General features: G+C 59.3%; 18 protein-coding genes. 11 read left to right on the plus strand and 7 right to left on the minus strand.

The window, feature by feature from the left end; translation table 11 throughout:
- The first annotated feature begins 28 nt into the window (after positions 1-28).
- On the plus strand, positions 29-2,326 hold the full coding sequence (locus tag FJ973_RS23785) for a polysaccharide biosynthesis tyrosine autokinase (protein ID WP_140581298.1): 2,298 nt from the start codon (positions 29-31) through the stop codon (positions 2,324-2,326).
- A gap of 36 nt (positions 2,327-2,362) precedes the next feature.
- Here the strand turns inward: FJ973_RS23785 and FJ973_RS23790 are convergent, their stop codons facing one another.
- Positions 2,363-3,493: a glycosyltransferase family 4 protein gene (locus FJ973_RS23790; protein ID WP_140557997.1), complete on the minus strand. Its 1,131-nt coding sequence runs from the start codon at positions 3,491-3,493 to the stop codon at positions 2,363-2,365.
- Positions 3,494-3,559: 66 nt separating this feature from the next.
- Positions 3,560-4,780 carry a glycosyltransferase gene (locus FJ973_RS23795; protein WP_140557998.1) on the minus strand — a complete coding sequence of 407 codons (1,221 nt, stop codon included), beginning with the start codon at positions 4,778-4,780 and terminating at the stop codon, positions 3,560-3,562.
- A 143-nt stretch (positions 4,781-4,923) separates the two neighbouring features.
- Between FJ973_RS23795 and FJ973_RS23800 the strand changes: the two genes are divergently transcribed.
- From FJ973_RS23800 to FJ973_RS23840, 9 genes are all read left to right on the plus strand, one after another.
- Complete coding sequence (locus FJ973_RS23800; protein WP_140558000.1) at positions 4,924-6,285, plus strand: polysaccharide biosynthesis/export family protein; 1,362 nt, start codon at positions 4,924-4,926, stop codon at positions 6,283-6,285.
- Positions 6,282-6,944, plus strand: a complete 663-nt coding sequence (locus FJ973_RS23805; protein WP_140558001.1) for a sugar transferase — start codon at positions 6,282-6,284, stop codon at positions 6,942-6,944. Before FJ973_RS23800 ends, FJ973_RS23805 begins: the two co-directional genes overlap by 4 nt.
- Positions 6,941-7,618, plus strand: a complete 678-nt coding sequence (locus FJ973_RS23810) for a PIG-L deacetylase family protein (RefSeq protein ID WP_140498445.1) — start codon at positions 6,941-6,943, stop codon at positions 7,616-7,618. The genes FJ973_RS23805 and FJ973_RS23810 overlap by 4 nt, the downstream gene beginning before the upstream one ends.
- 22 nt (positions 7,619-7,640) lie before the next feature.
- Positions 7,641-8,816 carry a DegT/DnrJ/EryC1/StrS aminotransferase family protein gene (locus FJ973_RS23815; protein WP_140498446.1) on the plus strand — a complete coding sequence of 392 codons (1,176 nt, stop codon included), beginning with the start codon at positions 7,641-7,643 and terminating at the stop codon, positions 8,814-8,816.
- Positions 8,813-9,823, plus strand: coding sequence for a thiamine pyrophosphate-dependent dehydrogenase E1 component subunit alpha (locus FJ973_RS23820; protein ID WP_140498447.1), 1,011 nt, complete (start codon positions 8,813-8,815; stop codon positions 9,821-9,823). The genes FJ973_RS23815 and FJ973_RS23820 overlap by 4 nt, the downstream gene beginning before the upstream one ends.
- A gap of 3 nt (positions 9,824-9,826) precedes the next feature.
- Positions 9,827-10,759, plus strand: a complete 933-nt coding sequence (locus tag FJ973_RS23825) for a transketolase C-terminal domain-containing protein (RefSeq protein WP_140498448.1) — start codon at positions 9,827-9,829, stop codon at positions 10,757-10,759.
- Between the two features lie 6 nt (positions 10,760-10,765).
- Positions 10,766-11,860, plus strand: coding sequence for a NeuD/PglB/VioB family sugar acetyltransferase (locus FJ973_RS23830; protein ID WP_140558003.1), 1,095 nt, complete (start codon positions 10,766-10,768; stop codon positions 11,858-11,860).
- Positions 11,861-12,186: 326 nt separating this feature from the next.
- A complete protein-coding gene (locus FJ973_RS23835; RefSeq protein WP_140498450.1) occupies positions 12,187-13,371 on the plus strand; it encodes an acyltransferase in 1,185 nt (394 codons plus the stop codon).
- A gap of 97 nt (positions 13,372-13,468) precedes the next feature.
- On the plus strand, positions 13,469-14,200 hold the full coding sequence (locus tag FJ973_RS23840; protein ID WP_140558005.1) for a cysteine hydrolase: 732 nt from the start codon (positions 13,469-13,471) through the stop codon (positions 14,198-14,200).
- A gap of 161 nt (positions 14,201-14,361) precedes the next feature.
- On the opposite strand, the gene FJ973_RS23845 is transcribed toward FJ973_RS23840, so the two are convergent.
- The 5 genes from FJ973_RS23845 to FJ973_RS23865 all read right to left on the minus strand — a co-directional run bounded on the left by FJ973_RS23845 (position 14,362) and on the right by FJ973_RS23865 (position 19,426).
- Positions 14,362-15,123, minus strand: a complete 762-nt coding sequence (locus FJ973_RS23845) for a Crp/Fnr family transcriptional regulator (RefSeq protein WP_140498452.1) — start codon at positions 15,121-15,123, stop codon at positions 14,362-14,364.
- Positions 15,124-15,254: 131 nt separating this feature from the next.
- A complete protein-coding gene (locus FJ973_RS23850) occupies positions 15,255-16,034 on the minus strand; it encodes a response regulator transcription factor (protein WP_140498453.1) in 780 nt (259 codons plus the stop codon).
- 440 nt (positions 16,035-16,474) lie between these two features.
- On the minus strand, positions 16,475-18,127 hold the full coding sequence (locus tag FJ973_RS23855) for a GMC family oxidoreductase (protein WP_140558006.1): 1,653 nt from the start codon (positions 18,125-18,127) through the stop codon (positions 16,475-16,477).
- Between the two features lie 144 nt (positions 18,128-18,271).
- On the minus strand, positions 18,272-18,751 hold the full coding sequence (locus tag FJ973_RS23860; RefSeq protein WP_318012505.1) for a MucR family transcriptional regulator: 480 nt from the start codon (positions 18,749-18,751) through the stop codon (positions 18,272-18,274).
- Between the two features lie 480 nt (positions 18,752-19,231).
- A complete protein-coding gene (locus FJ973_RS23865) occupies positions 19,232-19,426 on the minus strand; it encodes a hypothetical protein (RefSeq protein WP_140498455.1) in 195 nt (64 codons plus the stop codon).
- A 688-nt stretch (positions 19,427-20,114) separates the two neighbouring features.
- Here FJ973_RS23865 and FJ973_RS23870 point away from each other — a divergent pair.
- Positions 20,115-22,121, plus strand: a complete 2,007-nt coding sequence (locus FJ973_RS23870) for a DUF4838 domain-containing protein (RefSeq protein ID WP_140558008.1) — start codon at positions 20,115-20,117, stop codon at positions 22,119-22,121.
- The last annotated feature ends 672 nt before the right edge of the window (positions 22,122-22,793 follow it).

A 22,793-nucleotide genomic window follows, 5' to 3' on the forward strand; every position in this document is an offset into this window, starting at 1 on the left:
CAAACAAAAAGGGGCGGGATCTGTGAGCTTGATAGACGACAACAGCGTGTGGAGCCGTCTGGAACCATTTCTTCAAGAGCCGATCGAGCCGTCGAAGGAACGCACTTTCGGCCCGCGCGAGCTCTACACGCTTTTCCGAAGGCGCCTCCCCTTGATCCTTGCGGTCGTGACTACCGGCACCGCTCTCGCGCTCATCACGGCCGTGGAACTTCCCAAGACGTACACCGCTCGCTCGATGATCGTTGTCGAATCCGACGATCCCAATCCTCTCGACACCGCACAAGCGCAGCCTAATCAACAGCCCGACAAGTCGCGAATGGACACCGAGGCGGATCTGATCACCTCTCGTGTCTTTGCCAGCCTGGTCGTCGACAGACTGGACCTCATCAAGGACCCGGACTTCAACACCTATCTGAAACCAGCCGCGAGCCGAGCTTCCCCTTCGGATTCGGGCCCTGGACTGCTGTCACAGGCCGTCGGCTTGATCGTCTCGATACCGCGAGCGCTATGGAGCCTTGTCGCCGGCGCCGACCCGCAGGATCCCGCGTCGCTGCCATCGAAGGGGGTTCAGCAAGATCGGGCGATTTCATCGTATCTGTCGAGCGTTTCGGTTGACCGGTCCGGAGAGAGCTCGGCGATGACGATCTCCTTTTTCAATGACGACGCGTCGAGGGCGGCCCTGATAGCCAATGCGACGGCCAAACTGTTCGTGGAATGGTCCCGGGACAACAAGCGGCAGGACATCAAGGACGCCGTTAGCTTTCTGAGGCAGCAATCGACGGAGCTTGCGTCACGGATAGCCGCCATAGAAGGCCAGATCGCCCAGTATGCGCGAGAACACGGCGTATCCAGCGATCCACGCGATGATCTGCTGCGCGCCTCGATCCAGCAAAGCAACGAGCAGCTCAGCACCGCTAGAGGTGAATACACGCAAGCGCAGGCGCGCCTCGCCCAGGTCAGGCTGGCGGCCAAGACCGGCGACGCGGGCGCCAACGTCGATCCCCTGCTCTCATCGGACTTCCTGACGTCCCTGCGCAACGACGAAGCGACGGCGATGAGGGATCGCGCGCAACTGGCCAGCAACTACGGGCGCAATCATCCCTTGGTCCAGGAGGCGGATGCAAAAGTAGCGGCCGTCCGCGCGATGATCTCTCAGGAGATGCTGCGTACGATCGCAATCTTGGAAAACGACGTCCGCGTCAACGAAGGCAGGGTCAACCAACTCGCCAAGACTTTGGAGGAGTCCAACGAGCAACTGCGGCAAAGGAGCCTGGCGGAAGCGAAGCTTCGGGAACTGAACAACCAATTGTCGACCGAGCAGAAGCTCTACGACCTCGTATCAGGCAGGCTTGGCAGCCTCGATCCGTTTTCCGAGGCGGTCGAGCCCGGCGTGCGGACGGTTTCCGCTGCCGAGATTCCGACGAGCCCTTCCTTTCCCAAACTTCGTTTGATGACGGCAGGCGGTTTCGCCGCGTCGCTGATCCTAGCCCTGATCCTTGTGCTGACGCTTGAAAGCATGGATGTGAGAATACGCGAGTCACAACGGGTATCGAAGCTTATCCGTGCGCCACTGCTGGCGTCGATTCCGCAACTGCCCAAGAAATTCCTGCAACGCGCCACGCCTCCTCTTGAAACCTTGTTGTCGCAACCACGGTCGGCCTTCTCCGATGCCTTCCGGTCGCTGTACATGGCCTGCACCCGGATGAACGGTGGCCGGAGCAAACAGGTGATCCTGGTCAGCTCAGGACTACCACAGGAAGGCAAGACAACGACGGCCATGGGCCTCGCCGTGGCAGCTGGAATGGACGGCGCCCTGACAGCGCTGATTGATCTGGATTTGCGAACCCGCAGCATCCATAGCGCCATGCAGTTTGGGCCCGCCGACAAGACACTCAACGACTACCTACATGGTGGTTGCACCCTGGCAGAGATCGTTCAGACGCTTCCTGAAGTTCCGCGACTGGATGTGCTGGCGCCATCTGCCGACGACCAGACCTTGCCTGAATTCCTCAATTCCAGCCAATTCGCGAAATTGCTGGAGGCGTTCCGGCTCGAATACGACGTGGTGATCATCGACGCGCCGCCTGTGCTCGTCGTCGAAGACGCAATCAGGATTGCCGCCTCGGTGGATACCGTCGTGGTCGTGGCCGCGTGCGACAACACCACGCAAGAGGCTCTCTCCCAGGTTGTCGAGCGCCTGCGGTTCGCCGGCGGTCCATCGATCGGCTGGGTGTTCAACCGCGTCGACCCCTTCCGACAGGCCCGTGGTGCCCTGCGGAAAGCCTATTTGAAACGGCAGCAGATTCGTCGTTATTTTCCCGCTTGACCGCCATCGGCCGCGCGGCCGATCAGGCGCGGCCGACTATATCCCCATCGCCTCGAGCAGGGTTTGGTTCACCTTGTGAACATCGAACCGGTCTTCCGCGAGCTTTCTTGAGTTGGCGCCCATCTTTGCGGCGAGTTCCTCATCCTCGAGAAAAGCCCGCTGCGCCGAGGCGAGAGCTTCCACGTCTCGCGGCTCGACCCGGAAACCGTTCTCGCCCTCGATCACCGTTTCTTGACAGCCAGGGGCGTTGGTCGTGATTATCGGCCGACCGGTCGACAAGGCTTCCAGCGCGCTGCGGGGAATGCCCTCCCTGTAATAGGACGGCAACACGAACACGGTGGACGCGGTCAAATAGGGACCGACGTCGTGTGTTTCGCCGAGATATTCAACGGCGCCTTCCTTGGTCCACTGGTCCATTTCGGCTTTCGAGATGGAGAGGGGACTGGGATCGAAGGGCCCGAGAATCTGAAAGCGTGCAGCGCGGTACTTGGTCTTCAGGATACGCGCGGCAGCAGCAAACTCGGCAATTCCCTTTTCGCGAAGCAAGCGAGCGATCAGAAGGAAGACGGGAGGCCCTGAAGGTGGGGGGCTTGCGGCAAACAGTGTCAGGTCCACTCCTGAACCCGGGATCATGATCACCGGCGTCGTCGCAGAAACCATCCCATGGCGCCGGATGTCGGAAGCGTCGGCGTCATTGTAAGCGAAAACTGCTTCGCAGCCGACCAGAGCCGAGCGGTAGAGACCAATACTCAACCGGCGCAAAATGGTTGCGCGCAGTCCCGTCATGCTGCCGCTGAATATGAAGCCGAAGCCTGTAAAGAGCGCAAACCGGCGCGGTACACGGGCAAGGCGGGCAGCCAATCCACCATAGATGATCGGCTTCATCGTATACGCCAGGACGATTTCGGGCGCCAAGCCGTGAATGAGCTTGTAAAGCGCCTTGAGCGTTCGCAAATCGGCCAGCGGACTGGTACCCGTCCTGGCCATCGGAATCCGTCGGAAGGTCACGCCAATTGCCTTGAGACCGGCGATCGCCCGCTCATCTTCATCGGGGGCGAGCGCAATGACATCATGCCCCGCAGCGACCATGGCCTTCAACAATTCGAGACGAAAGTTGACAAGCGAACGCGTCAGGCTCGCAATGACGACGATGCGCTTGCGGCGCATCGCATAGTCCACAGGGGCGCGAGGAGAATCTCGACCATTCATGTGCACAGCAACCACCAGCCGCTCCTATCGGATATGGCGACGACGCCCTAGAGCTGCTTCGTAGAGTTCCAGGTGCCTGCCGACGTAAAGGGAAAGCGAGAAGTTCTCCATGACGCGACGACGCGCTTGTTGACCCAAGGCGCGGCGCTCGGCCGGTTCAAGGCTGACAAGCCTGATCAATCCGGCGGCCAGAGCTTCACTATCTCCCGGTGGAACGACCACGCCGCTGTCGCCGACCAGCCAGCCGGAGTCGCCGACCGCGGTAACCACCGCCGGCACGCCGCTGGCCATCGCCTCGCCTACGGCAAGGGAAAATGCCTCGCCCCAAGCCGAGCAAAGCGCGTAGACGTCGAAGCCCGGCATGAGGTCGGCGATGTCAGCGCGGATGCCCGGCGTGGTAATGCGGTCGTCTATGCCGAGCTCACGGGCGGTGCGCCGCACCGGGCCGTCGGCATGTCCCTCCCCGATAAATATGCCCTGAACGTCGTATCCCTGTTCCAGGAGCCGGCTGATGGCGCGGACCAGGCTAACCTGGTCCTTCATGGGATGGAAGCGTGCCACATGGCCGATCATCAGCCGTCCGGGCGGCAAGCCGAACAGGCGGCGCAGCTTCGCACCGGCGTCGGCCGAGGGGGAAAATTGATCGCAATCCGTCCCGTTCGGGATAACCACCCTCCGGCGCGGATCAAAGCCCAGGCGCTCGTGATCATCGGCGGCGACGCGCGAGCAATATGAGATCGCGCTGGTGCGCCTCGACAGGCGGGCCGAGAGCCGTATCAATTGGCGCGTCAATGGTTTCTCGTCGGCGAGATCTCGAACCGTGTGATGGATGCTCCAGATGACCGGCGAGAAATTGAGCCCTAGCATCGAGCCGAGCGTTGCCGCGACGTTGCCGTGATACATCCATCCGTGAAGAAGATCGGGGGCCGCCCGTCTTATCGACCGCGTCAGCCGAACGACATCGCGCGGTCGCGGCCGTTCCGTCATGTCGAGCGAAACGAGCCCCGATCTTGTATATTCTACGTTTGCAGCCACCGGACCCGGTGAAAGCAGGGACAGAACTGAAGTCGAGAAGCGATTTTGGTCGACCTGGCCAAGAAAACGGGCAAGCATGACCTGAGCGCCGCCGACGTCGAGACTGGTAATGGTGTGAAGAACACTTGTGTGCACGCAAGCTTCCCAGCTGTCTGCAACGCTCCGCCCTGAGGAAGCATTCAATCGTCCGACAGTATGCAGCCGCACCATACGTTGGTTGCAGTCGACATCCAGTTAGCCAAATTAGGTGGGAACCAGACCGAAGGTTGTCACCGCTCCACCAAAGGTATGACTCATTGTCCTCGCGCAGGTGTCGCTAGGGTCTTTGCAGGAAAATTCTATGGTGGGCTTTCATGGCATCTTATTGCAATGCGACGCGGAGCAGGCGATCGACAGGCGCGTGGACCAGTACATTCCTTGCGAAAGCACTGGGATCCGCCAGTATTGCGATCCTTGCGGTTGCAGCGATTCTGATTTCCCAGCTTGATGCCTGGGCCGCGGCGGACGATGACTACAAGGTTTCGGTCGGCGATGTGGTGTCGTTTGACTTCATCGACGACGCGCTTCCCGCCGAACAACTCACGGTCGCCAGCGATGGCGCGATCAACATTCCGCTGATCGGCAGCTTTGAAGTCGGCGGCCTGACGGTGCCCGACGCCTTGAGTCGTATCCGTAAGGCATTCATCGAGCGTGAACTCTTCAATGACCCGCATATAGCTCTTGCGGTGGTGAGCTTCCGCCCGATCTTCGTCCTTGGGGATGTAAAGGCGCCGGGCTCGTTTCCTTACCAGCCGGCACTGAATGTGGAGCAGGCGGTGGCGCTTGCGGGCGGCCAGTCGACCGGGGGAGCCACGGCGGAGGATCGCGTCGTAACACGCGCCCGGTTGCGCGGAGCTCTTGATGAAAGCGTGGTGGAGATCGCCAAGGAGGCGGTCGCCGCTGCGCGCATCAAGGCCCAATTGGCAAACAGCGACAAGATCTCGGAACTGGATCTGCCTGCCAAGATCAAGGGCCTCATGAACGCCAACCTGCTCGCGACGCTGCTTCCTACCGAGCAGCGCATCCTTGAAGCAGATCAACATGCGCTGACGACACGTCGCAAGCAGCTCTCGGCGGGGATCGAAGAAGTAAATGTTGCCCTCGCCAATGTTCAACAGCTTTCGGACATACAAAAGACAGTGATCGCTTCGGCACAGGCGGATCTCGATCGCATCAGGGGCCTCAACAAGAAAGGTCTCGTCACAATCACAGACCTCTCGAACGCCGAGCGCGAAGCGACCACGCAGCAATCCCATCTGCTTGAAATCTACAATCAGGCATCAACGGTGCGCCGCGAATTGAGCCAGTTGCAGCGCGACCTGGATGACGCCACCCAGACCTGGACACACACGGCGTTGACGGATCTCCAGGCCCACAACTCTGAAATCGAGCGCCTGATCGCGGTTCGAGAATCGACCGAGGAACAGATCCTGCTGTTGAGCTCGCTGGCCGCGGAGCAGACACGCAGCAACAACTCCATCACGTTCACCTACCAGATCCGCCGCAAGGTAAATGGCCAGACCGCCACAAAGGTGGCGACCCTCGACGATCCGGTTGCGGCCGGAGATACGATCCTTGTGTCAATAAACCGCCTGGATAGCGCCCAGGACACGACAAGCCGTTCAGCCACTACCTTGGCGACGACCTCTTCCGTGCAGGTCGGACCGTCGCAATGATCGGCCTCAGCACCCCAACAGCACGTTCCGGCGGCTGGACTGCGCGCGTTCCGCTTGGCCGGGCCATACCAAGCCGTATCGCCGCGGTGATCCTTTTGGTTCTCAGCCTGCCGCTATGGCTCATGGCTGCTGCCATTGTCTGGGCCAGTGTCGGCCGTCCATTGTTTTTCCGCCAGTCTCGCAGCGGGCTGGAAGGTCGCCCGTTCGTGATCTGCAAGTTTCGTACGATGCACGAAGGGCGAGACGGGAATGGCATGCTGCTCCCCGACGCTTTGCGTGAGACGCCGGCCACGCGATTGATGCGCTCCGTCCGCATCGATGAGCTGCCGCAGCTTCTCTCGATCGCCAGGGGGGACATGGCCTTCATGGGGCCCCGTCCGTTGCTCCCGGCCACCATCGCCGAATTCGGCGAGCTAGGGCGTATTCGTGGCACGGTCCGCCCCGGCCTGTCCGGATGGGCACAGGTGAACGGCAATACCCGCCTCACCAACAGCGAAAAGCTGGCGCTCGACCTCTGGTATGTGCGCAACCGCAGCCTGTGGCTCGATCTGCACATACTGGTTCTGACTGTCCAAGTGGCACTGTTGGGCGAACGTGTCGACCGCCGCCATGTCGACCATGCTTTGAAGGCTATGCCCGCCGGGACGGTCCGGCCATGAACCCAGCACTCGGTCGACTTCTGGTGATCGCACCGCATCCCGATGATGAGGTCCTGGGGTGTGGCGGCACGATAGCCCGGATGGCTGCCCAAGGCGCAGAAGTTCATGTCGCAGTGGTTACGCGAGGCAGCCCGCCCGCCTTCACAGAGGAGATGACGGAACGGGTTCGCAGCGAGGCCAAGGCGGCGCATGCCTGTTTGGGCGTGCAACAGACGCATTGGCTTGATCTGCCGGCAGCGCAGATCGCCGAGACGCCGCACGCGACGCTCAACAGGGCGCTGCTGACCCTGTTGCGGGATGTCGTGCCGGATACGTTGCTCATCCCTTTCGTCGGTGATGTGCACATGGACCACCAGCTGATCTTCCTGTCATCGCTGGTAGCGGCTCGCCCGACCCAATCTCAATATCCGCGGACGATCATGGCTTACGAGACCGTCTCCGAAACGAACTGGAATGCCCCCTATGTGACGCCGAGCTTCGTGCCGAACGTTTTCATAGACATCGCATCGACGCTGGACCGCAAACTCGAAGCTGCGTCGATGTTCGCCTCACAGATCAGAGATTTCCCGCATGAGCGTTCGATCGAAACCTTGCGGGCGCTTGCGATCGTCAGGGGCACCGCCGCCCATCTGAGGGCAGCCGAGGCCTTTGTCCTTCTGCGAAACGTCATTTGAATTCTAGCTGGAGTATTCTGCGATGAAACGCTGGCCAATCTACGACGAAGAACAAATAACCGATGTGGTAGAGGTTTTGCGATCCGGCCAGGTGAACGCCTGGACCGGCGACCATGTGAAGACCTTCGAACGCGCCTATGCGCGCAGCCTCGGCCGACGTCACGCGGTGGCGCTGGCCAACGGCTCGCTCGCGCTGGATCTTGCGATGAAGATTCTCCACATCGGCGCCGGCGACGAGGTGATCGTCACGCCCCGCAGTTTCGTCGCCTCCGCCGCCTGCGTCATGTTTGCCGGCGCCACGCCCGTTTTCGCGGATGTCGACCCGAGTTCGGGCAACCTTTCCGCCGAGACGATTGCGCCGAAGATAACGGCTCGAACAAAGGCAGTGATCGTCGTGCATATTGCCGGCTGGCCGTGCGACATGGCGCCGATCATGGAACTCGCAAAGCGCAGCGGCATAAAAGTCATCGAAGATTGCGCCCAGGCGCATGGAGCCGAATACAACGGACGACCGATTGGCTCCTTCGGCGACATAGCGGCGTTCTCGTTCTGCCAGGACAAGATCATCACGACGGGCGGCGAAGGTGGGCTTGTCGCAATGGACGACAAGAAATTGTGGCTCGCTGCCTGGAGCCTCAAGGACCACGGCAAGAACTACGATCTGGTCTTTGCCCCCCATAGGGCGACAGGGTTTCGCTGGCTGCATGACAGCATCGGCACCAACTGGCGCATGACATCAATCCAGGCAGTGCTTGGCTTGCGGCAGCTCGAGCGCCTACCCGACTGGACTCGCCAACGCGAGCGAAATGCCAGCATCTGGATGATGACGCTTGCTGAATTGCCGATGCTGCACGCGCCCCAGCTCGGTTCGGAGCATAAGCATGCCTGGTACCGATGCTATTTCTATATCAAGCCCGAGATGCTGTCCCCCGGATGGTCGCGCGACGAGTTGATTGCGGCTATCAATGCGGCCGGCGTCCCATGCTTCTCGGGAAGCTGCTCTGAGATCTATCTTGAACATGCCTTCGCGGACGCCGGGGTAGCGCCGCCCGAACGTCTGCCGATCGCACGGCAGCTCGGTGAAACGAGTATGGCTTTTCTGGTCGACCCGTCCTGGACGACCGAGGAGACCATGGCTGCCGCGTCGACGGCGCGGTCAATCCTTGTTACGGCTTCGCGCCAGCTCGAGGCAGCATGACAAAGGAACGCGCGATCAGGAAGGATGAAACCGTTCTAGCGTCTTCTCTGGCAGAGCTGCAGATAGTGACGTCGTCAGCAGCGCGGAACCTCACCCTTGCCCCTACAGAGCGTGGTTTGCTCGGATTCGAACTGCCAGCCGCGGTTCGATTTTATCAGCAGATGATGCTCATCCGGCTCGTGGAGGAGCGCTTGCTCGATCTTTTTTCCCAAGGTCTCCTGTTCGGCACGACGCACACGTCCATTGGACAGGAAGCCAATGCGGTTGGCGTGATAAACGCTCTTGACCGGGACCGCGACATTGTCTGGAGCAACCACCGCTGCCACGGTCATTTCATTGCCTATTCGGGCGAAGTCGAGGGCCTGATAGCCGAGATCATGGGGCGTGTAACCGGCATTTGCGGCGGACGCGGCGGCAGCCAGCACCTGTGCTTCCGCAACTTCCACTCCAATGGCATCCAAGGAGGCATCGCACCCGTCGCAGTTGGTAGTGCGCTGGCGCGAAAGGACGAGGGCGCCGTCGCAGTGGTGTTCCTCGGCGACGGCACGATGGGCGAGGGAGCCGTATACGAGAGCCTGAACCTTGCGTCTGTTTTCGCCGCCCCGGTGGTCTTTGTGATCGAGGACAACGAGATCGCGCAGACGACGCCCAAGCATCTGACCGTCTCCGGTTCGATCGTCGCCAGGGCCGAGCCGTTCGGCGTCCGCACATTCGCCTATGACGGCAACGATCCGATCGCGATATATGAGCTCGCCCAAGAAGCCGTAGGCTATGTACGCGCCGAATCCCGCCCTTGCTGGCTCTACTTGCGAACCGAGCGGATCGGCCCCCACAGCAAGGGAGATGATACGAGGCCGGCGGAGCGTCTTGAGCAAGCTCGAGCCAGAGATCCCATACCCCCGATGCGCCGGCGCGTTGCGAACGCCGATGAGATCGACGCCTACTGCCTGAATGTCGTGGACCGCGCGGTCGAATCCGCCGCCGCGGCCGCCTTGGCGCGGGGTTGATCCATGCGTGTCGTCGAATCTATCAATCGCGCGCTACACGATCTCATGGGAGCCGATCTCCGTCTGGTGATTTTGGGTGAGGATGTTCTTGACCCCTACGGTGGCGCCTTCAAAGTCACCAAGGGTCTTTCGTCAGCCTATAAGGACCGTGTCTGGACCACGCCGATCAGCGAAGGCGGCATTGTTGGCATGGCGGCAGGCATGGCCATCAAAGGCCGGCCTGTGATCGTCGAACTCATGTTCGGAGACTTCATAGCCCTTGCTGCCGACCAGATCATCAATCACGTCGCCAAGTTCCGCTGGATGTACAACGATCAGGTTGAGGTCCCCGTCATCATCCGCGCTCCCATGGGCGGACGGCGCGGCTATGGGCCGACGCACTCGCAAAGTCTGGAAAAGCATTTTTGCGGCGTGCCCGGGCTGACGGTGCTTGCCACTCACGAGTATGCCGATCCTGGCACGCTTCTGCATCGGGCCTTCGCGTCGCGATCCCCTCACCTGATCATCGAAAACAAGGTGATGTATTCCAGGCCCGTGCTCGGACCCGACGCGCTTCCACGCCCGGCGGATGCAGATGTCGTGATCCTGACATATGGGGGTTGCGTCGAGCACGCTGTCGCGGCCGCAAAGAAACTCGCGCAAGAGGAGGAAATCGCGACCACCGTGGTGGCCGTCGAACAGCTGTCGCCCTTCCCTGGCGATGAGGTCCGAAGCCAGGTCGGCAACTGCACGCGTGTGGTCGCGGTGGAGGAAGGCTCTCCCGGCTGGGGCTTCGCGTCGGAGTGTGCGCGCGCGCTGATCGGCCGGGTCAGGCACTTCAGCGCATTGACCGGGCCCGATCACCCCATTCCCTCAAGCCGCGACTGGGAGGACGATCTGCTGCCGGGTGTGAACGCCATCCAGGCGGCCTGCATCGAGCTGTTCCAGAAAGGCTAAGCGTACATGACCGTGCTTGTCGAAGCCCCGCGGGTTAACGCCAACGAGGACAATCTCCAGCTCATCGAGATTCGGGTCGCACAAGGTGAAAGGGTCGAACAAGGCACCATTCTTTTCGTGCTTGAGACCACCAAGGCCGCAGTCGAGGTAGATGCTCCGGAGGCAGGAACTGTCGGCCTGCTGGACATCAAGGTCGGTGACTTCGTTCCTGTCGGCGCAACGCTTTGCAAAATCATCGACGAAAATTCGAATGTCGTTGTCGGGGAGACCAGCGCGGCCGATGTCGGGGCCAGCGAAGTCGCGATAACGGCTAAAGCCCGCAAGGCCGCATCCGAGCTCGGGGTCAACCTTGCGGACGTCATTCCGTCCAATGGCCGCATTGGCGAAGCCGAGGTGCGCGCTGCTGCCGGTCGCCGATCCGCCGCCAAGAGAGCCGAACCGGGCGAGCCGAGTTCCGTCGCTTTCTCCAGGCGGGCCGTCATCATCGGCGGCGGCGGCCACGCCGCCTGTTTGATCGATGCTCTCGATGGTGCCGGATACGATATCGTGGGCTGCACCGATCAAGCGTTGCCCGCCGGCCACCACGTCTGCGGCGGTATTTCGGTGATCGGCACGGAAGACTGCCTGGAGCGTTTGTTTGCCGCGGGCACGCGCTATGCTTTCATCGGCATCGGAGGCGCCCAGTCAAGCCAGGTGAGGCGGGCAATGTATGAACGCGCCACCGCAATGGGCTTCGTTCTGCCGCCTGTGATCCATCCTTCCGCGATCGTCTCCAAGGCGACCAGGATTGGACATGGCTGCCATATTCTGGCCGGCGCGAGCATCGGTCCGCGCTGTACGATCGGTAACAACGTCATCGTCAATCAGGGGACTATAGTCTGCCACGACAGCGTCGTTCAGGACAATGCGCACCTGACACCAGGCGCTATCATAGCCGGCGGAGTGGGCATCGGAGCCTTGACCGTCGTGGGAATGGGCGCAACGGTGCTCCTGGGCGTCCAGATCGGCGCCGACTGCCTGATCCACAACGGCGCGCACATCAGCGCCAATGTCGCAGACAACACCATCGTCGACGCGCAGGGCCGCCGCCATCTCCGCTAATGCATGTCGCCCAAGGCGATCTCCGGCTCGAGAAAGCGACATAGCGGGGCGGTTCGACGGGGCGGCTCTCGTGGCTGCGGCCGAGGGTTCGCCAATTCCGATCGGTGTCAGTCAAGCCGTACTTCGGTTGCGGTCCAGCGATCGCCCGCAATCAGCATCGGGCCTGGGTTAAATCAGTCCCGCAATGCGGCTGTTAGTCATCCGGTGGAGTTTTTCTGCGGCAGCCCACTACTTTTGGGCGGGGGTGTCCTTCGAATTCCCGAGCATTGCGAGACCTGGGATGGTGTACGGTGAAATGGTCTGCGGGATCCAACTTGAAGGCTCAGATGACCGTTGCACATCTCCATCCTCAGAACTCATCGGGTCCGCAGCATTTTCCCGTCGAAGCGTCAGCGAAGCCGGCTGGCGACAATTCGTTCAATGTAGCCGCGCATGGGTTGCGCGGCATTGCTTCTCTTATGGTCTTCTTCGCTCACCTCCTGGGCGGCACGGCGGAGCACGTCTACGCCTCCAATTCGGCCTATGTCGACCGCATTACGCCCTTCTGGAATTTCGGCACCTTCGGAGTCTGCCTTTTCTTCGTAATCAGTGGCTTCGTCATCCTGCCCAGTGCGATACGCTATAGTCCCGCTCAGTTTGCTGCCCGACGGTTCCTGCGCCTCTACCCTCTGTTTTTCGCGCTAAGCCTGCTTTTCATCTTGCTGAACGCAACCACCAACTTTTATCCCGAAACCAACAATCTCACAGCGGTTCTGGCAGGACTGACATTCCTGAACCTTGCAACCCATACCGAGCAATTGACGCCGAACGCGTGGAGCCTGACCTTCGAGGTCTGGTTCTATGTGTTTACGGCAGCGTTCGTTTTCCTGACGGTTCGTCGCCCAACCAGACTCGGCACAATTGCGCTCGGTCTTCTCGCGGCGCTCTTTATCGCCCGGTACCCGATCGCCTTGTATTTTCTTGCCGGCGGGCTGATCCGCCTTGCCTACGACCGATTTGAATGGGTAAACCGGGGCCGCCATCGGCTTGCCGAGAGCGGGGCGCTGGCAGCTTGCGTCTTTCTCGCCAGCCGCGGCCATTACGACTATCACTGGTCCGATTTCCAAAATGCCGAGCTTCCCTTGCTCATGGTCGCGACGGGGCTCTACTTCTGCCTTGCAGTGTCGCGGAACAGCTTGACGGCACTACTCCTTGGCAATCGGCTGCTTCGATACTTCGGAACGGTGAGCTACAGCCTGTATCTGGTGCATCCCTACACGTATCTTCTGACACGCTCGCTGTTTTCCCGCGCCCATCTTTTTTCCGGCAATGTTGTCCTATCGATGAGCGCCTTCATTTTGGCGGCGGCGGCGATCACCTGGGTGCTGACGCATTTCGCGAACCGAACGCTTGAGCTGTGGCCTTATGAGTTTGTCTATCATCAGAAGATCTATCGCTCGGCCTCGCAGCCAAGCGCGATGCGGCTTTGGCTGGCGTCAAATGCCAAACGTGCGGCATGGCTAAGGGGGTAGGATCGCCGTTGCGCGGCGGCCTGCGGCTTTTGAGGCGGATAGATAGCAGACTGGTCGTAACCACTGTTGTTAGGCTGCAAGCAGGGATGAGGACGAAATGCATCCATTTGTCATCGACGCCAAGCCTCAACCTATTTCAATTGATCCCGCTGACGCCGCCGTACTCGTCGTGGACATGCAGAATGACTTCGGCTCCAACGGTGGAATGTTCGACAGAGCCGGAATCGATATCTCCGGGATTCAACGGGCTGTAGGCCCTACTGCCAGCGTAATAGCTGCCGCTCGCGAATTGAGCATGCCCATCGTCTACCTGAAGATGGGATATCATCGCGACCTCTCGGACCTTGGAACGTCGGACGCCCCCAACCGTATTCGACATCTCCAGATCTTCGGGGTGGGCGCGAACATGACAGCCCCGGATGGCAGCGAGAGCCGGATTCTGATCCGCGACACCTGGGGAACAGAGGTCGTCAACGGCCTCAAGCCACAGGCAGGGGATTTCGTCCTCTATAAAACGCGATTCAGCGGTTTCTACGAAACCGAACTCGATTCTGTTCTGAAATCCGCAGGCGTCAAACACCTCATCGTGACAGGATGCACGACCAGCGTGTGTGTGGAATCGACAATTCGGGATGCCTTCTTCAGGGACTATCGCTGCATACTGCTGACGGATTGCACCAGCGAGCCCATCGCTTGGGACGCCCCAAGGAGCAATCATGATGCCTCGATCACGCTCGTTCAGATACTCTTTGGATGGACATCGACGTCCGACCAATTCCTGAAGTCGGTCGCAGAGCGAGTTCACGGTCGTCTTGAACTAGCCGAATGAGCAGGCGAAGCTGCCTATCAGTCACCTTGGAGCACCGCGGCTGCCGCTCAGGGCCAGCGTAGATCAAGCCCAAACACAACCGACGTCCGGTCCCAATGCAACCCAGCAATCTCAGAGATCGCGACCACTCTCGAAAGGTGCCCCGACGCATCGCCTACGATTTAGTCGTCCGACTTTGCCACAAGATCGGCGATACGGGATACATCAGGCACGTAAAGCTCTTTGGCGTGGCGCAGCACGAGTCCGATGTTTTGCAGGTAGCTCAGCTCGCGTGCCACCGCCTCGCGGTGGGTGCCAATGCGGTGGGCCAGATCCGTATGGGTCGGGATAGGAGAAATCCTCGCCGAACCGTCGGCTCCGATGTCTTCAGCGCATAAGCGCAGCAACTCCTTATGCACCCGGGACCGAACGTTGAGCGTCGAAAGCTCAACGATGTGCTCGACAAGCACCTGCTGACGTTCCACCAACAATTGTACAACCGCATGCAGGGCTTCAGGATCCTGCTTGACTATGTCCAGAAAGGCACGACTGCCGATCGAAGCGATAGTGCATGGTCCCGCCGCTTCGACCGAATATGGCATCTGGATGTCGCCGCTCAAGGCAATTCCGTTAACAAGCGAGCCACGATGCGCAGGGGGGAGCGACACAATCTTGCCATTGCGGGTATAAACGAGCGCTCGAAGCTCGCCCTCGAGCAGAAAAAAAAGCCGGTCGACACTTTCGCCGGCCGGGACCAGGACGTCCCCTTCATTGAGATGCAACCAACGACAGCGGCGGTCTATCTCGATCAGCGTGGACGACTTAACATTGCTGAAATGCTCGATATTTTTCAAATCCGGCCCGTGCATATGGTTGGCATCAGCTACGGAGGTGATCTCCCCGTCAGTCTGCGGGCCTGGATATCGAACGGGCGGTTGTTTCATCCTGGGTAGCGCCCCCTTGCAAAGGTTCGCAGCCGCTTCCGTTGCGGCTGCTCCCCAAACTCAAGCAAATCACATCTACTAAAACGGTCCGTCAAGAACCATTACTCGTTGAGTGAGGCGGCACCCATATTTCAATTCCGTATGGCAATCCCTTCATACGGCGTTGTGTTGAGTATGTAGGCGACTTCGGTACGGTTTCTCGCACGAAGTTTTTTCATGACATTCCGAATGTGTACCTTGACCGTACTTTCACACATGTTGAGCTCGTACGCGATGACCTTGTTCGCCTTTCCTCGACGCAATGCCTCGATGACAGACATCTGACGCGAGGTAAAAGTGTTGTCTCCGTGCGGCTGCTGCTTGGTCGCGGACTGACCGTCGGTGACGGCGCGTCCTGAATGAAAGAGAACACTGGGCGGGACGAAAGTTCCGCCCGCCGCGACAAGCTGGATGGCCTTGGCGGCCACCTGCAACCTGACGCTGGTAGGAATATAGCCACGCGCGCCGTTTTCGACCACTTTGAGAATGTCCTCAAAGTTCTCGATATCCGATAGGATGACCACCCCTACCTCGGGCCTGGTCGCTTTCAGATGGCCTATCTGGGAAAGATGATAGTCCGCCTGGGAGTTCGACCACATCACACACATCAGGACCGTCGAAACTCTCTGCGTTTCTTCGGGATCCGCCATGTCGAACGCTTCGACCGACGCGTAATGCTGGATATGAAATGATGGCTCGATGATTTCGAGGCTTCTGCTGAAGCAGTCACACATCAAAGGCCGGCCATCGATGATTGCAATCTCGATTCCCTCTCCCGAGGACGGTGAGAGACGATTGACGTCGAGAATAGATGGATATTGATCAAGATCAGTTTTGTCCGTCCGATCATTCGCAGGCAAAAAACTTGTCATGACTCACCCCCGCGCAAATCTCGCCCCAACGGAGATTTCGCTTTTAAACCCATACCTTAACACTTTAGTAATAGCTTGTGGACCGGAGGTGGTGGTGTGACAAAACGCACAGCGCGGCCAAAATTTCGGTTTCCCCAAGCAATCAAAGTGAAAAAGTCGTGGTTGCAGTATTATAGTTGGCTTCGAAGTCCATGCGCTTACCAATAGGGGGTAGCTACGGAAGTAGCGGTCATCCAGAATCGTTACGACAAAGAGCTGAACAGGGGTGGCTATGTGAGCCGTTGGTCAGACCTTCGCTCAAAACGCGCACACTTTCTCGGCAAAGCGTAAAATTACATTCAGGAGCCGGCATATTCCATATGGCGGACCTGCGGCATGAGACGTCGCAGCCTGCTCCCTTTCCTCGTCGATTGACCGCTTTGGCGAAGGTGGAGGCGAGCTTATTCGAGGCTTTGCCGCAAGTGCTGGCCCAGTCTGATAGCGAGCGCGACAATGGTGAGGGTGGGCATGTCGTTGCCTCCGGTCGGGAAGACCGAGCTGCCGGCGACGAACAGATTTGCGAGGCCGTGCACCTGGCACGAACTATCGACCACGCCGGTTCGCGGGTCGTCGCTCATCCTCGTCGTGCCCATGTGGTGTCGAACCCAGTGATATGGAATGTCTCGCTCCCCCGCCGGGTTTTTGTCCTGGCCTGGATGAATGGCGCTTCTATGCCCCAGCCGCTTCATCTCTTCAGTGATGATCGCCTGGACACGCTCAAGCGTCCGTCGGACGAGAGGCCCCACGTTCCATTGCAGCTTCACACGGGGCAGACTGAACTCGTCGAGCCTTGTATCGAGCGTGACGCGGCTTGCCGGATCCGGTTCTTGTTCCAGTATCGTGTCAAAATGAAAATGCCTTGCACGCCGACGTGAGTGCCAGATCCGTTCGAAACCTGCCGATATTGCTCCCGCCGGATGCATCAGGATAGTTCGGCCGCATTTGATAAGGTCGCGATGCAGCCGGCCTCTCCGCAGCCAGAAGGCAAGATACTGCAAAGCTTCGGAACCATCCATGTGATTGACGCAAGGCCCAGGCTTGATCCATGTGCGGGAATCGAGGAGGCGCTCGCTTGCACGTATTTCGGGCCGCAGCGCCAGTCCGAATGCATCATTGGTGCCGCGGTTTTCAGGCGACAATCCGGTCGTGCGGGTCCAGGGCACGTGGAGGTCTATCATGTTGTCGGGCTGGCTGACTTGCAGGCTTCCCCATTTTACCCGGGGATGCTCCATGAAATAGCGGCCAACCAGGTCATACTGGTTTCCTATGCCATTCGGCGCCTGTCGGTTTGAAACAAGGAGCAGGCGCGCGTTTTCGATACCGCCGCAGGCCAGCACGAAAAATCGCGCACCAATCTGGAATCGTTTGTTCGGCGTACTCGCTACCTCGATGGAGCGAACCCGCCTTCCGCAGTCGTCGGTGTCGAGCCGCAGCGCCGTGGCATGCAGCACGACCTGGACGTTTTTTGCGTCCTTAAGCTTCTTGCGAAGCGTTGCTCCGAGATCCGGAGTGGGACTGAGAAAGCAGCGTTCCGAAAAGAGCGGCCCGTTTTCAGGCATGACCGCGGAAGTCGGCCAATCGGTCAGCAGGTCGTCGATTCCGAGCAGGCGGGCTGCGGTCTCATAATGGGGTAGTAATGATTTATGGTCGACGGGCCAACCACTCAGGGGTATCCAGGGCCGATGCTCGAAATCGCCATGATCCAACATCTTGCACCATCCGCCCCAACCAGCCTTGCCTGTGCTCCCGCCGAACTGACGGAGGCGGCAAAGGTCAAGAGCTTCGTAAGGTTGGCCCACGGACAGCCCGCGCGACAGCCGTTGGCGCCAGTGCTCGTACGTCATGCCACCGCTTTCGATGACGCATATGCGATGCCGCGTGCCTTCTAGTTGTGATGCTATCGCCAGGCCTGCGGCACCCGCTCCCACGATGCACACATCCGCCTCCAGGCGCATGCCTTGCGGAAAGGCGTTGCAATCTTCAATCATGGCGTCGATCGGGCATGATGTCGATCGGGACCAGCAATTGCACGCCTGTGAGAATAGCGTGGCCATTTGCGCCTTGCCCCCAGCCCCATTTGGCTGTTGGTCCCGCTGGCATCGGGCGGGCACGTCAAATTTGTGATCCGAAGAAAACAAATGTCACGATACGAGCAACGGCGCGAGGACTGCCGGAGCCTCGCCCTGTGCTCCATTCGGTTAGCCTCTGGAAGTTCGGCCACTGGCATTCCGTTGTCCAAGCCTGATCCTCTTGGCTGCCTCCGAGCGCAACGCAGTTAAATTTGGCGCCACAATCGGATAATCCGGCGGCAAGCCCCATTTCTGGCGATATTGCGCTGGCGTCATGCCGATGGATGTAAGGTACCGCTTCAAGGATTTCATGCGGCGCCCGTCCTCCAGGTTGACGATGAAGTCAGGGGTCACCGACTTGCGGATCGGCACGGCTGGAACAGGTTTCGGTTCGGGCTGGTGATCGCCCACGGCAAGCTTTTGCAAAGCACGGCCGACATTCTGGATCAGGTCAACCAGATCGGAAGGCGACGTCCGGTTTTTCCTGACATAGGCCGAAACAATATCAGCGGTTAGCTCAATGTGGTCGGCGGGGTCAGAGTCCATGAGTCCGCTCATTGCCTGAAGAAGGCTATCTTCCGTGGCCGAGGCGCGGAGCACGTTCTGCATCGCTCATTGAAGGATTGCCCACCGTCACAGGAGAATGCTCCTGATGCCCCGCTCCTTGCATGGCCCAATGCCATCCCCAGGTGCCGTTTGTGTCAATTGTCCCTTGGCGGCAGCCGATCCATCCAAAAGTGGTACCGCTTGGCAATCCCGATGATGGCAGCGGCGAAACCGGCAACACCGGCGGCACAGCTAAGCCGGCAAGACCGCACTGATCCGATGCCGGCGCGCACATGTCGCGTACCGGTATCGACCGTCAAATCGATATCCAGCGCCGCCTCGCTGCGACGGCTCGACTTGTTCGCGACGGCTCGACTTGTTCAAGGCTGTCGTGTCTGGAGCTTCATGGCGCGCTTAAAGTCACGATTGTCCACGCGGACAGCGCAAGACATCTCCAAGCCCGTAAGCCTTGAACAATGCTTGCGCCTTGCACTGCGCATGTGCGCTTGGACCTGAGCGGCGCGGCTTGACGAACCGCTCTTTCTACCACTCCGAGCCGGTATAGCCCGCAGCTTCCTTCCACAATGCGAGTGCGATGCTTGGCGAGCGGCCTTTCACTTCAATGTCTTTGCCGCGGTACTTTCCAGCCGCAATCCACACTGTCTTTGAACGCTGATAGATGTTGATGTCGAGGGCGCTGGCTAGAGCTTCCCAGTCCCTGCGTCTCGAAAAATCCATCCGACCCCCATCTCTCCATAATGTGGAGCAGTAACGAACATGGCGGATGAGAGTTCCCAGATCGTGAGGACTTCACCATTGGTTTGCGCAAATGGGTCGCACAGCGGTGAAAACTGCCTCCGCTGGCTACGCCAGCGGAGTATTGAATTGGGCGATATCCCCAGGCTGGAGCTATTTGGCCGCCTTTGCCGTCCTCTCCGCACCCACCAGACTGCCAGCGGTTTTTCACCAGATCCGCAGGTGCCACCCGATCGGGCCGGCCTCGGACGACCCGGTCTTTGTCCGAATCGGCAAAACGGCGAGATGAAAGAAGCCACTGAAGCACTCAGTGAGATTGTCAAAAGAATGTTTTTGATCATGATAAGCCTCCAAAAGAGGGCATTGCTTATCCCGTGGAGATGGATAGTTCTTCCCGAAGAATATCGGGTATATCTCGATTAATTCTTTGCAACCTTTAAATGATATGGGACTCTGCGTGTATGTACCCGTTATACAAAGAGAACCCTCACACGCTGATCTTCGTCTTGGCCCCGAACTGCAGACTGGCCATCAATGGATCGGCATGCGGGTAAGGGAAACGTAACGGCTGAAGCATGCAAAGCTTACGTGATACAAATTGTTGTGAACGCCCGTCTTCGTAAAATGGGTCTACATTCTTGGATGCGCGCGCATAGGTGAGGTCTTTGGCATGGGGCCGTTATCGCGAAGGACGTTTGCACAGGGAACGGTTCTGGGCCTGTTACACTGGCTTGGCTTTACCAACCCTGGCAAAGCGGCCACTCAATCTTCAGCTGGCGTAACGCTTATCGCCGGCGGCAGACCTGCGGCAACGCTCGTTATTTCGGATCAGCCGAGTGGCTCTGTTCACTACGCCGCCACGGAACTCGGCTGGCACATAGAAAAAGCGACCGGCATCCAACCTACCATCACAACTGAAAACCATGTCTCGCCGGCTGGCTTGCGTAACGCCGCCCATATTTTTCTGGGCGACACCCGGTTCGCCCGGGCAGCCGGAATCACATTCGGCGCATTGGCGCGTGAAACCTGTATCATCCGAACCGTCGGCAACCATCTGTGCATCGCCGGCCTCGATCATCCCGGCAGTGCACTCGACCAAAACACGTCCGCGGGCACCCTCTTCGGCGTGTACGAGCTCCTTGATCGCTATTTCGGTGTCCGATGGCTATGGCCAGGTGAACTGGGAACGTTTGTCCCAAAGGCACAGTCTTTGGTGATCCCCGCGCTTGATTACGTCGTTACGCCCCGGTTCATGCAGCGTCGCGTGCGCGCTGGGGCTGGCTTCACGAGCGAAGAACATCCCGAAATGGGTTTCACCGCAGCAGCGGCGAAAGAATATATGAAAGCCCAGGCCACGTTCCTGCGTCGCCACCGAATGGGCCGCAGAGTACCCACGAACTACGGTCACGCTTTCGTCGACTGGTGGCAGCGGTATGGCACCGAGCATCCCGAATGGTTTCAATTGGTCAGAGGCAAACGGGGCCCGGTGAGGCTGGGCGCTCGCTTCTCGATGTGCATTTCCAATCCGGGCTTGCGAGAAGAGATCGTCTCGCAATGGCGTGAGCATCGGAGCGCCTCTGCGGGACAGCCAACTTTCGTCAATGCGGTCGAGAACGACATCCCGGGGCAGTGCGAGTGCGAAATATGCAAAGCGCTGGATGGCCCAGAGCCGCCTGACTATCGAAAGTTCATTCCGTCGAAGTCGAAGATCGCCAGCAAGCCTTTCGTATCGGACCGCTATGCGCGTTCATGGCAAGCCATTCAGCGGATAGCCGCGAAAGACGACCCTAACGCGGTCGTGGTGGGATACGCCTATATGAATTACTTCGCGGCACCGACATCGGGAATCAAGTTGAACCCGAATATCCTGATCGGGTTTTGCCCATCGGCCTGGTACTATCCACGCAGCGGCGAAGAGCAGGACTGGATAAAAGACCAGTGGCGCGGATGGGCGGCAACGACTGCCCAGGTGTTCATGCGCACCAACTATTTCCTGGATGGCTACTGCATGCCGCACATATTCGCCGGCCAGTTCGCCGACGAGTTTCAGAACGCGGCGCGAAACGGGATGGTCGGAACCGATTTTGACTCGCTGACAGGCCATTGGGCGACGCAAGGTCCAAATCTCTATTTGTTGATGCGCCTGCAGACACATCCTGAGACTGCCGTGGAGTCATTGTTGTCGGAATATTATTCAGCCTTCGGACCTGCGGCCGACGACGTCAAAAGCTATTTTGATTATTGGCAGGCGTATACTTCGAACGCTCGCGCCCAGCTGCGGGAGGGGTTCGAGGCTCTTGGAGCATCTCGTTGGCGAAGCTGGGCGAAGGCGGCGCACGCTGTCTATCCAGAGGAGAGTTTCGCGCCGGCGGAAGCCTTGCTTGACAGGGCGGCAGCCTCCGCAATCCAAGATCCGGAAGCCTCGATGCGGGTGAAGTTTCTTGAGCTGGGATTGCAGCATGCGAAGCTGTGCTCGCGAGCGGCCAGCAAGCTCACGCTCGGCGATCCGCAATCCGCCTATGAGCGCGGAAAGCCGGAACTGGAAGCGTTGCTGCAATTTCGGCGATCATATGAGCATATGTGGATATCCAACATGAATCACTGCGCGTGGGTGGAGAGCCAGAGTTGGATCCTGCCGGGCTTTGCGATTCAATCTCCGGACCTTGATCCGGAATGATCCATCTATTTTGAAAGAAGATTTGCGGGAAGCTAGCTGGCCAAGCCGCGCGATATCGCGCCCTGGCCAGCTAGGGAGAGGTGGTCGGCGTTGTGCCAGGCACTGCCGACTGTGCTCGATGCAGTTGCGGGAGCGCTTCTGTCCATGAACGGGGGGACTGCGTCAAGACAGGCGACAGACACGACAATCACCTCGCAATTTTTCCTCAATCGCCGGAGAGGACACGTCGTGCTGCGCGGAAGTCGGTGCCTGGCTCTGGTTTCCCGATGTGAGGCCGAGACTTGCCGGACTGCATTTTTCCTGTCGGCTTTGAGCTGTGTTACGTTGCCCTTGAACCGGTGGATCGGACCGAGGGGACTAGGGTCCGAAACCCGATTTTCATCCTGTTTGGCTGACACCTCCCATTGTTTTGGGAGCTGTGAACCACCTGGGCATTTCGCGATTCGAAGGCGAACCTTCAACCGCGCCCTAGAGTATTGTTAGGCCCAGGTACTTCCCACCTCCCTTTATAGAACACGGGAAGTCTGTAACCTATGACTGCAAATTGTAAGCTGACAGTTTGGGGCTACTCCGTTCGGATACCGTGTGTTGCCGACGGCAAGGGCCGCGGCACCGATGGCAGCGGCAATGGCCATGCTCAACCGGCGCGTTCATCGGATCCCCGGTACCCAA

The organism is Mesorhizobium sp. B2-1-3 (assembly GCF_006442495.1).
In the GTDB taxonomy this organism is placed as follows: Bacteria; Pseudomonadota; Alphaproteobacteria; order Rhizobiales; family Rhizobiaceae; genus Mesorhizobium.

Coding starts and splice junctions, on each gene's coding strand:
- FJ973_RS23790 (WP_140557997.1), bottom strand. CDS start 3,493: ATGCGCCGCAAGCGCATCGTCGTCATTGCGAGCCTGACGCGTTCGCTT.
- FJ973_RS23795 (WP_140557998.1), bottom strand. CDS start 4,780: ATGGTGCGGCTGCATACTGTCGGACGATTGAATGCTTCCTCAGGGCGG.
- FJ973_RS23800 (WP_140558000.1), top strand. CDS start 4,924: ATGGCATCTTATTGCAATGCGACGCGGAGCAGGCGATCGACAGGCGCG.
- FJ973_RS23805 (WP_140558001.1), top strand. CDS start 6,282: ATGATCGGCCTCAGCACCCCAACAGCACGTTCCGGCGGCTGGACTGCG.
- FJ973_RS23810 (WP_140498445.1), top strand. CDS start 6,941: ATGAACCCAGCACTCGGTCGACTTCTGGTGATCGCACCGCATCCCGAT.
- FJ973_RS23815 (WP_140498446.1), top strand. CDS start 7,641: ATGAAACGCTGGCCAATCTACGACGAAGAACAAATAACCGATGTGGTA.
- FJ973_RS23820 (WP_140498447.1), top strand. CDS start 8,813: ATGACAAAGGAACGCGCGATCAGGAAGGATGAAACCGTTCTAGCGTCT.
- FJ973_RS23825 (WP_140498448.1), top strand. CDS start 9,827: ATGCGTGTCGTCGAATCTATCAATCGCGCGCTACACGATCTCATGGGA.
- FJ973_RS23830 (WP_140558003.1), top strand. CDS start 10,766: ATGACCGTGCTTGTCGAAGCCCCGCGGGTTAACGCCAACGAGGACAAT.
- FJ973_RS23835 (WP_140498450.1), top strand. CDS start 12,187: ATGACCGTTGCACATCTCCATCCTCAGAACTCATCGGGTCCGCAGCAT.
- FJ973_RS23840 (WP_140558005.1), top strand. CDS start 13,469: ATGCATCCATTTGTCATCGACGCCAAGCCTCAACCTATTTCAATTGAT.
- FJ973_RS23845 (WP_140498452.1), bottom strand. CDS start 15,123: ATGAAACAACCGCCCGTTCGATATCCAGGCCCGCAGACTGACGGGGAG.
- FJ973_RS23850 (WP_140498453.1), bottom strand. CDS start 16,034: ATGACAAGTTTTTTGCCTGCGAATGATCGGACGGACAAAACTGATCTT.
- FJ973_RS23855 (WP_140558006.1), bottom strand. CDS start 18,127: ATGGCCACGCTATTCTCACAGGCGTGCAATTGCTGGTCCCGATCGACA.
- FJ973_RS23860 (WP_318012505.1), bottom strand. CDS start 18,751: ATGCAGAACGTGCTCCGCGCCTCGGCCACGGAAGATAGCCTTCTTCAG.
- FJ973_RS23865 (WP_140498455.1), bottom strand. CDS start 19,426: ATGGATTTTTCGAGACGCAGGGACTGGGAAGCTCTAGCCAGCGCCCTC.
- FJ973_RS23870 (WP_140558008.1), top strand. CDS start 20,115: ATGGGGCCGTTATCGCGAAGGACGTTTGCACAGGGAACGGTTCTGGGC.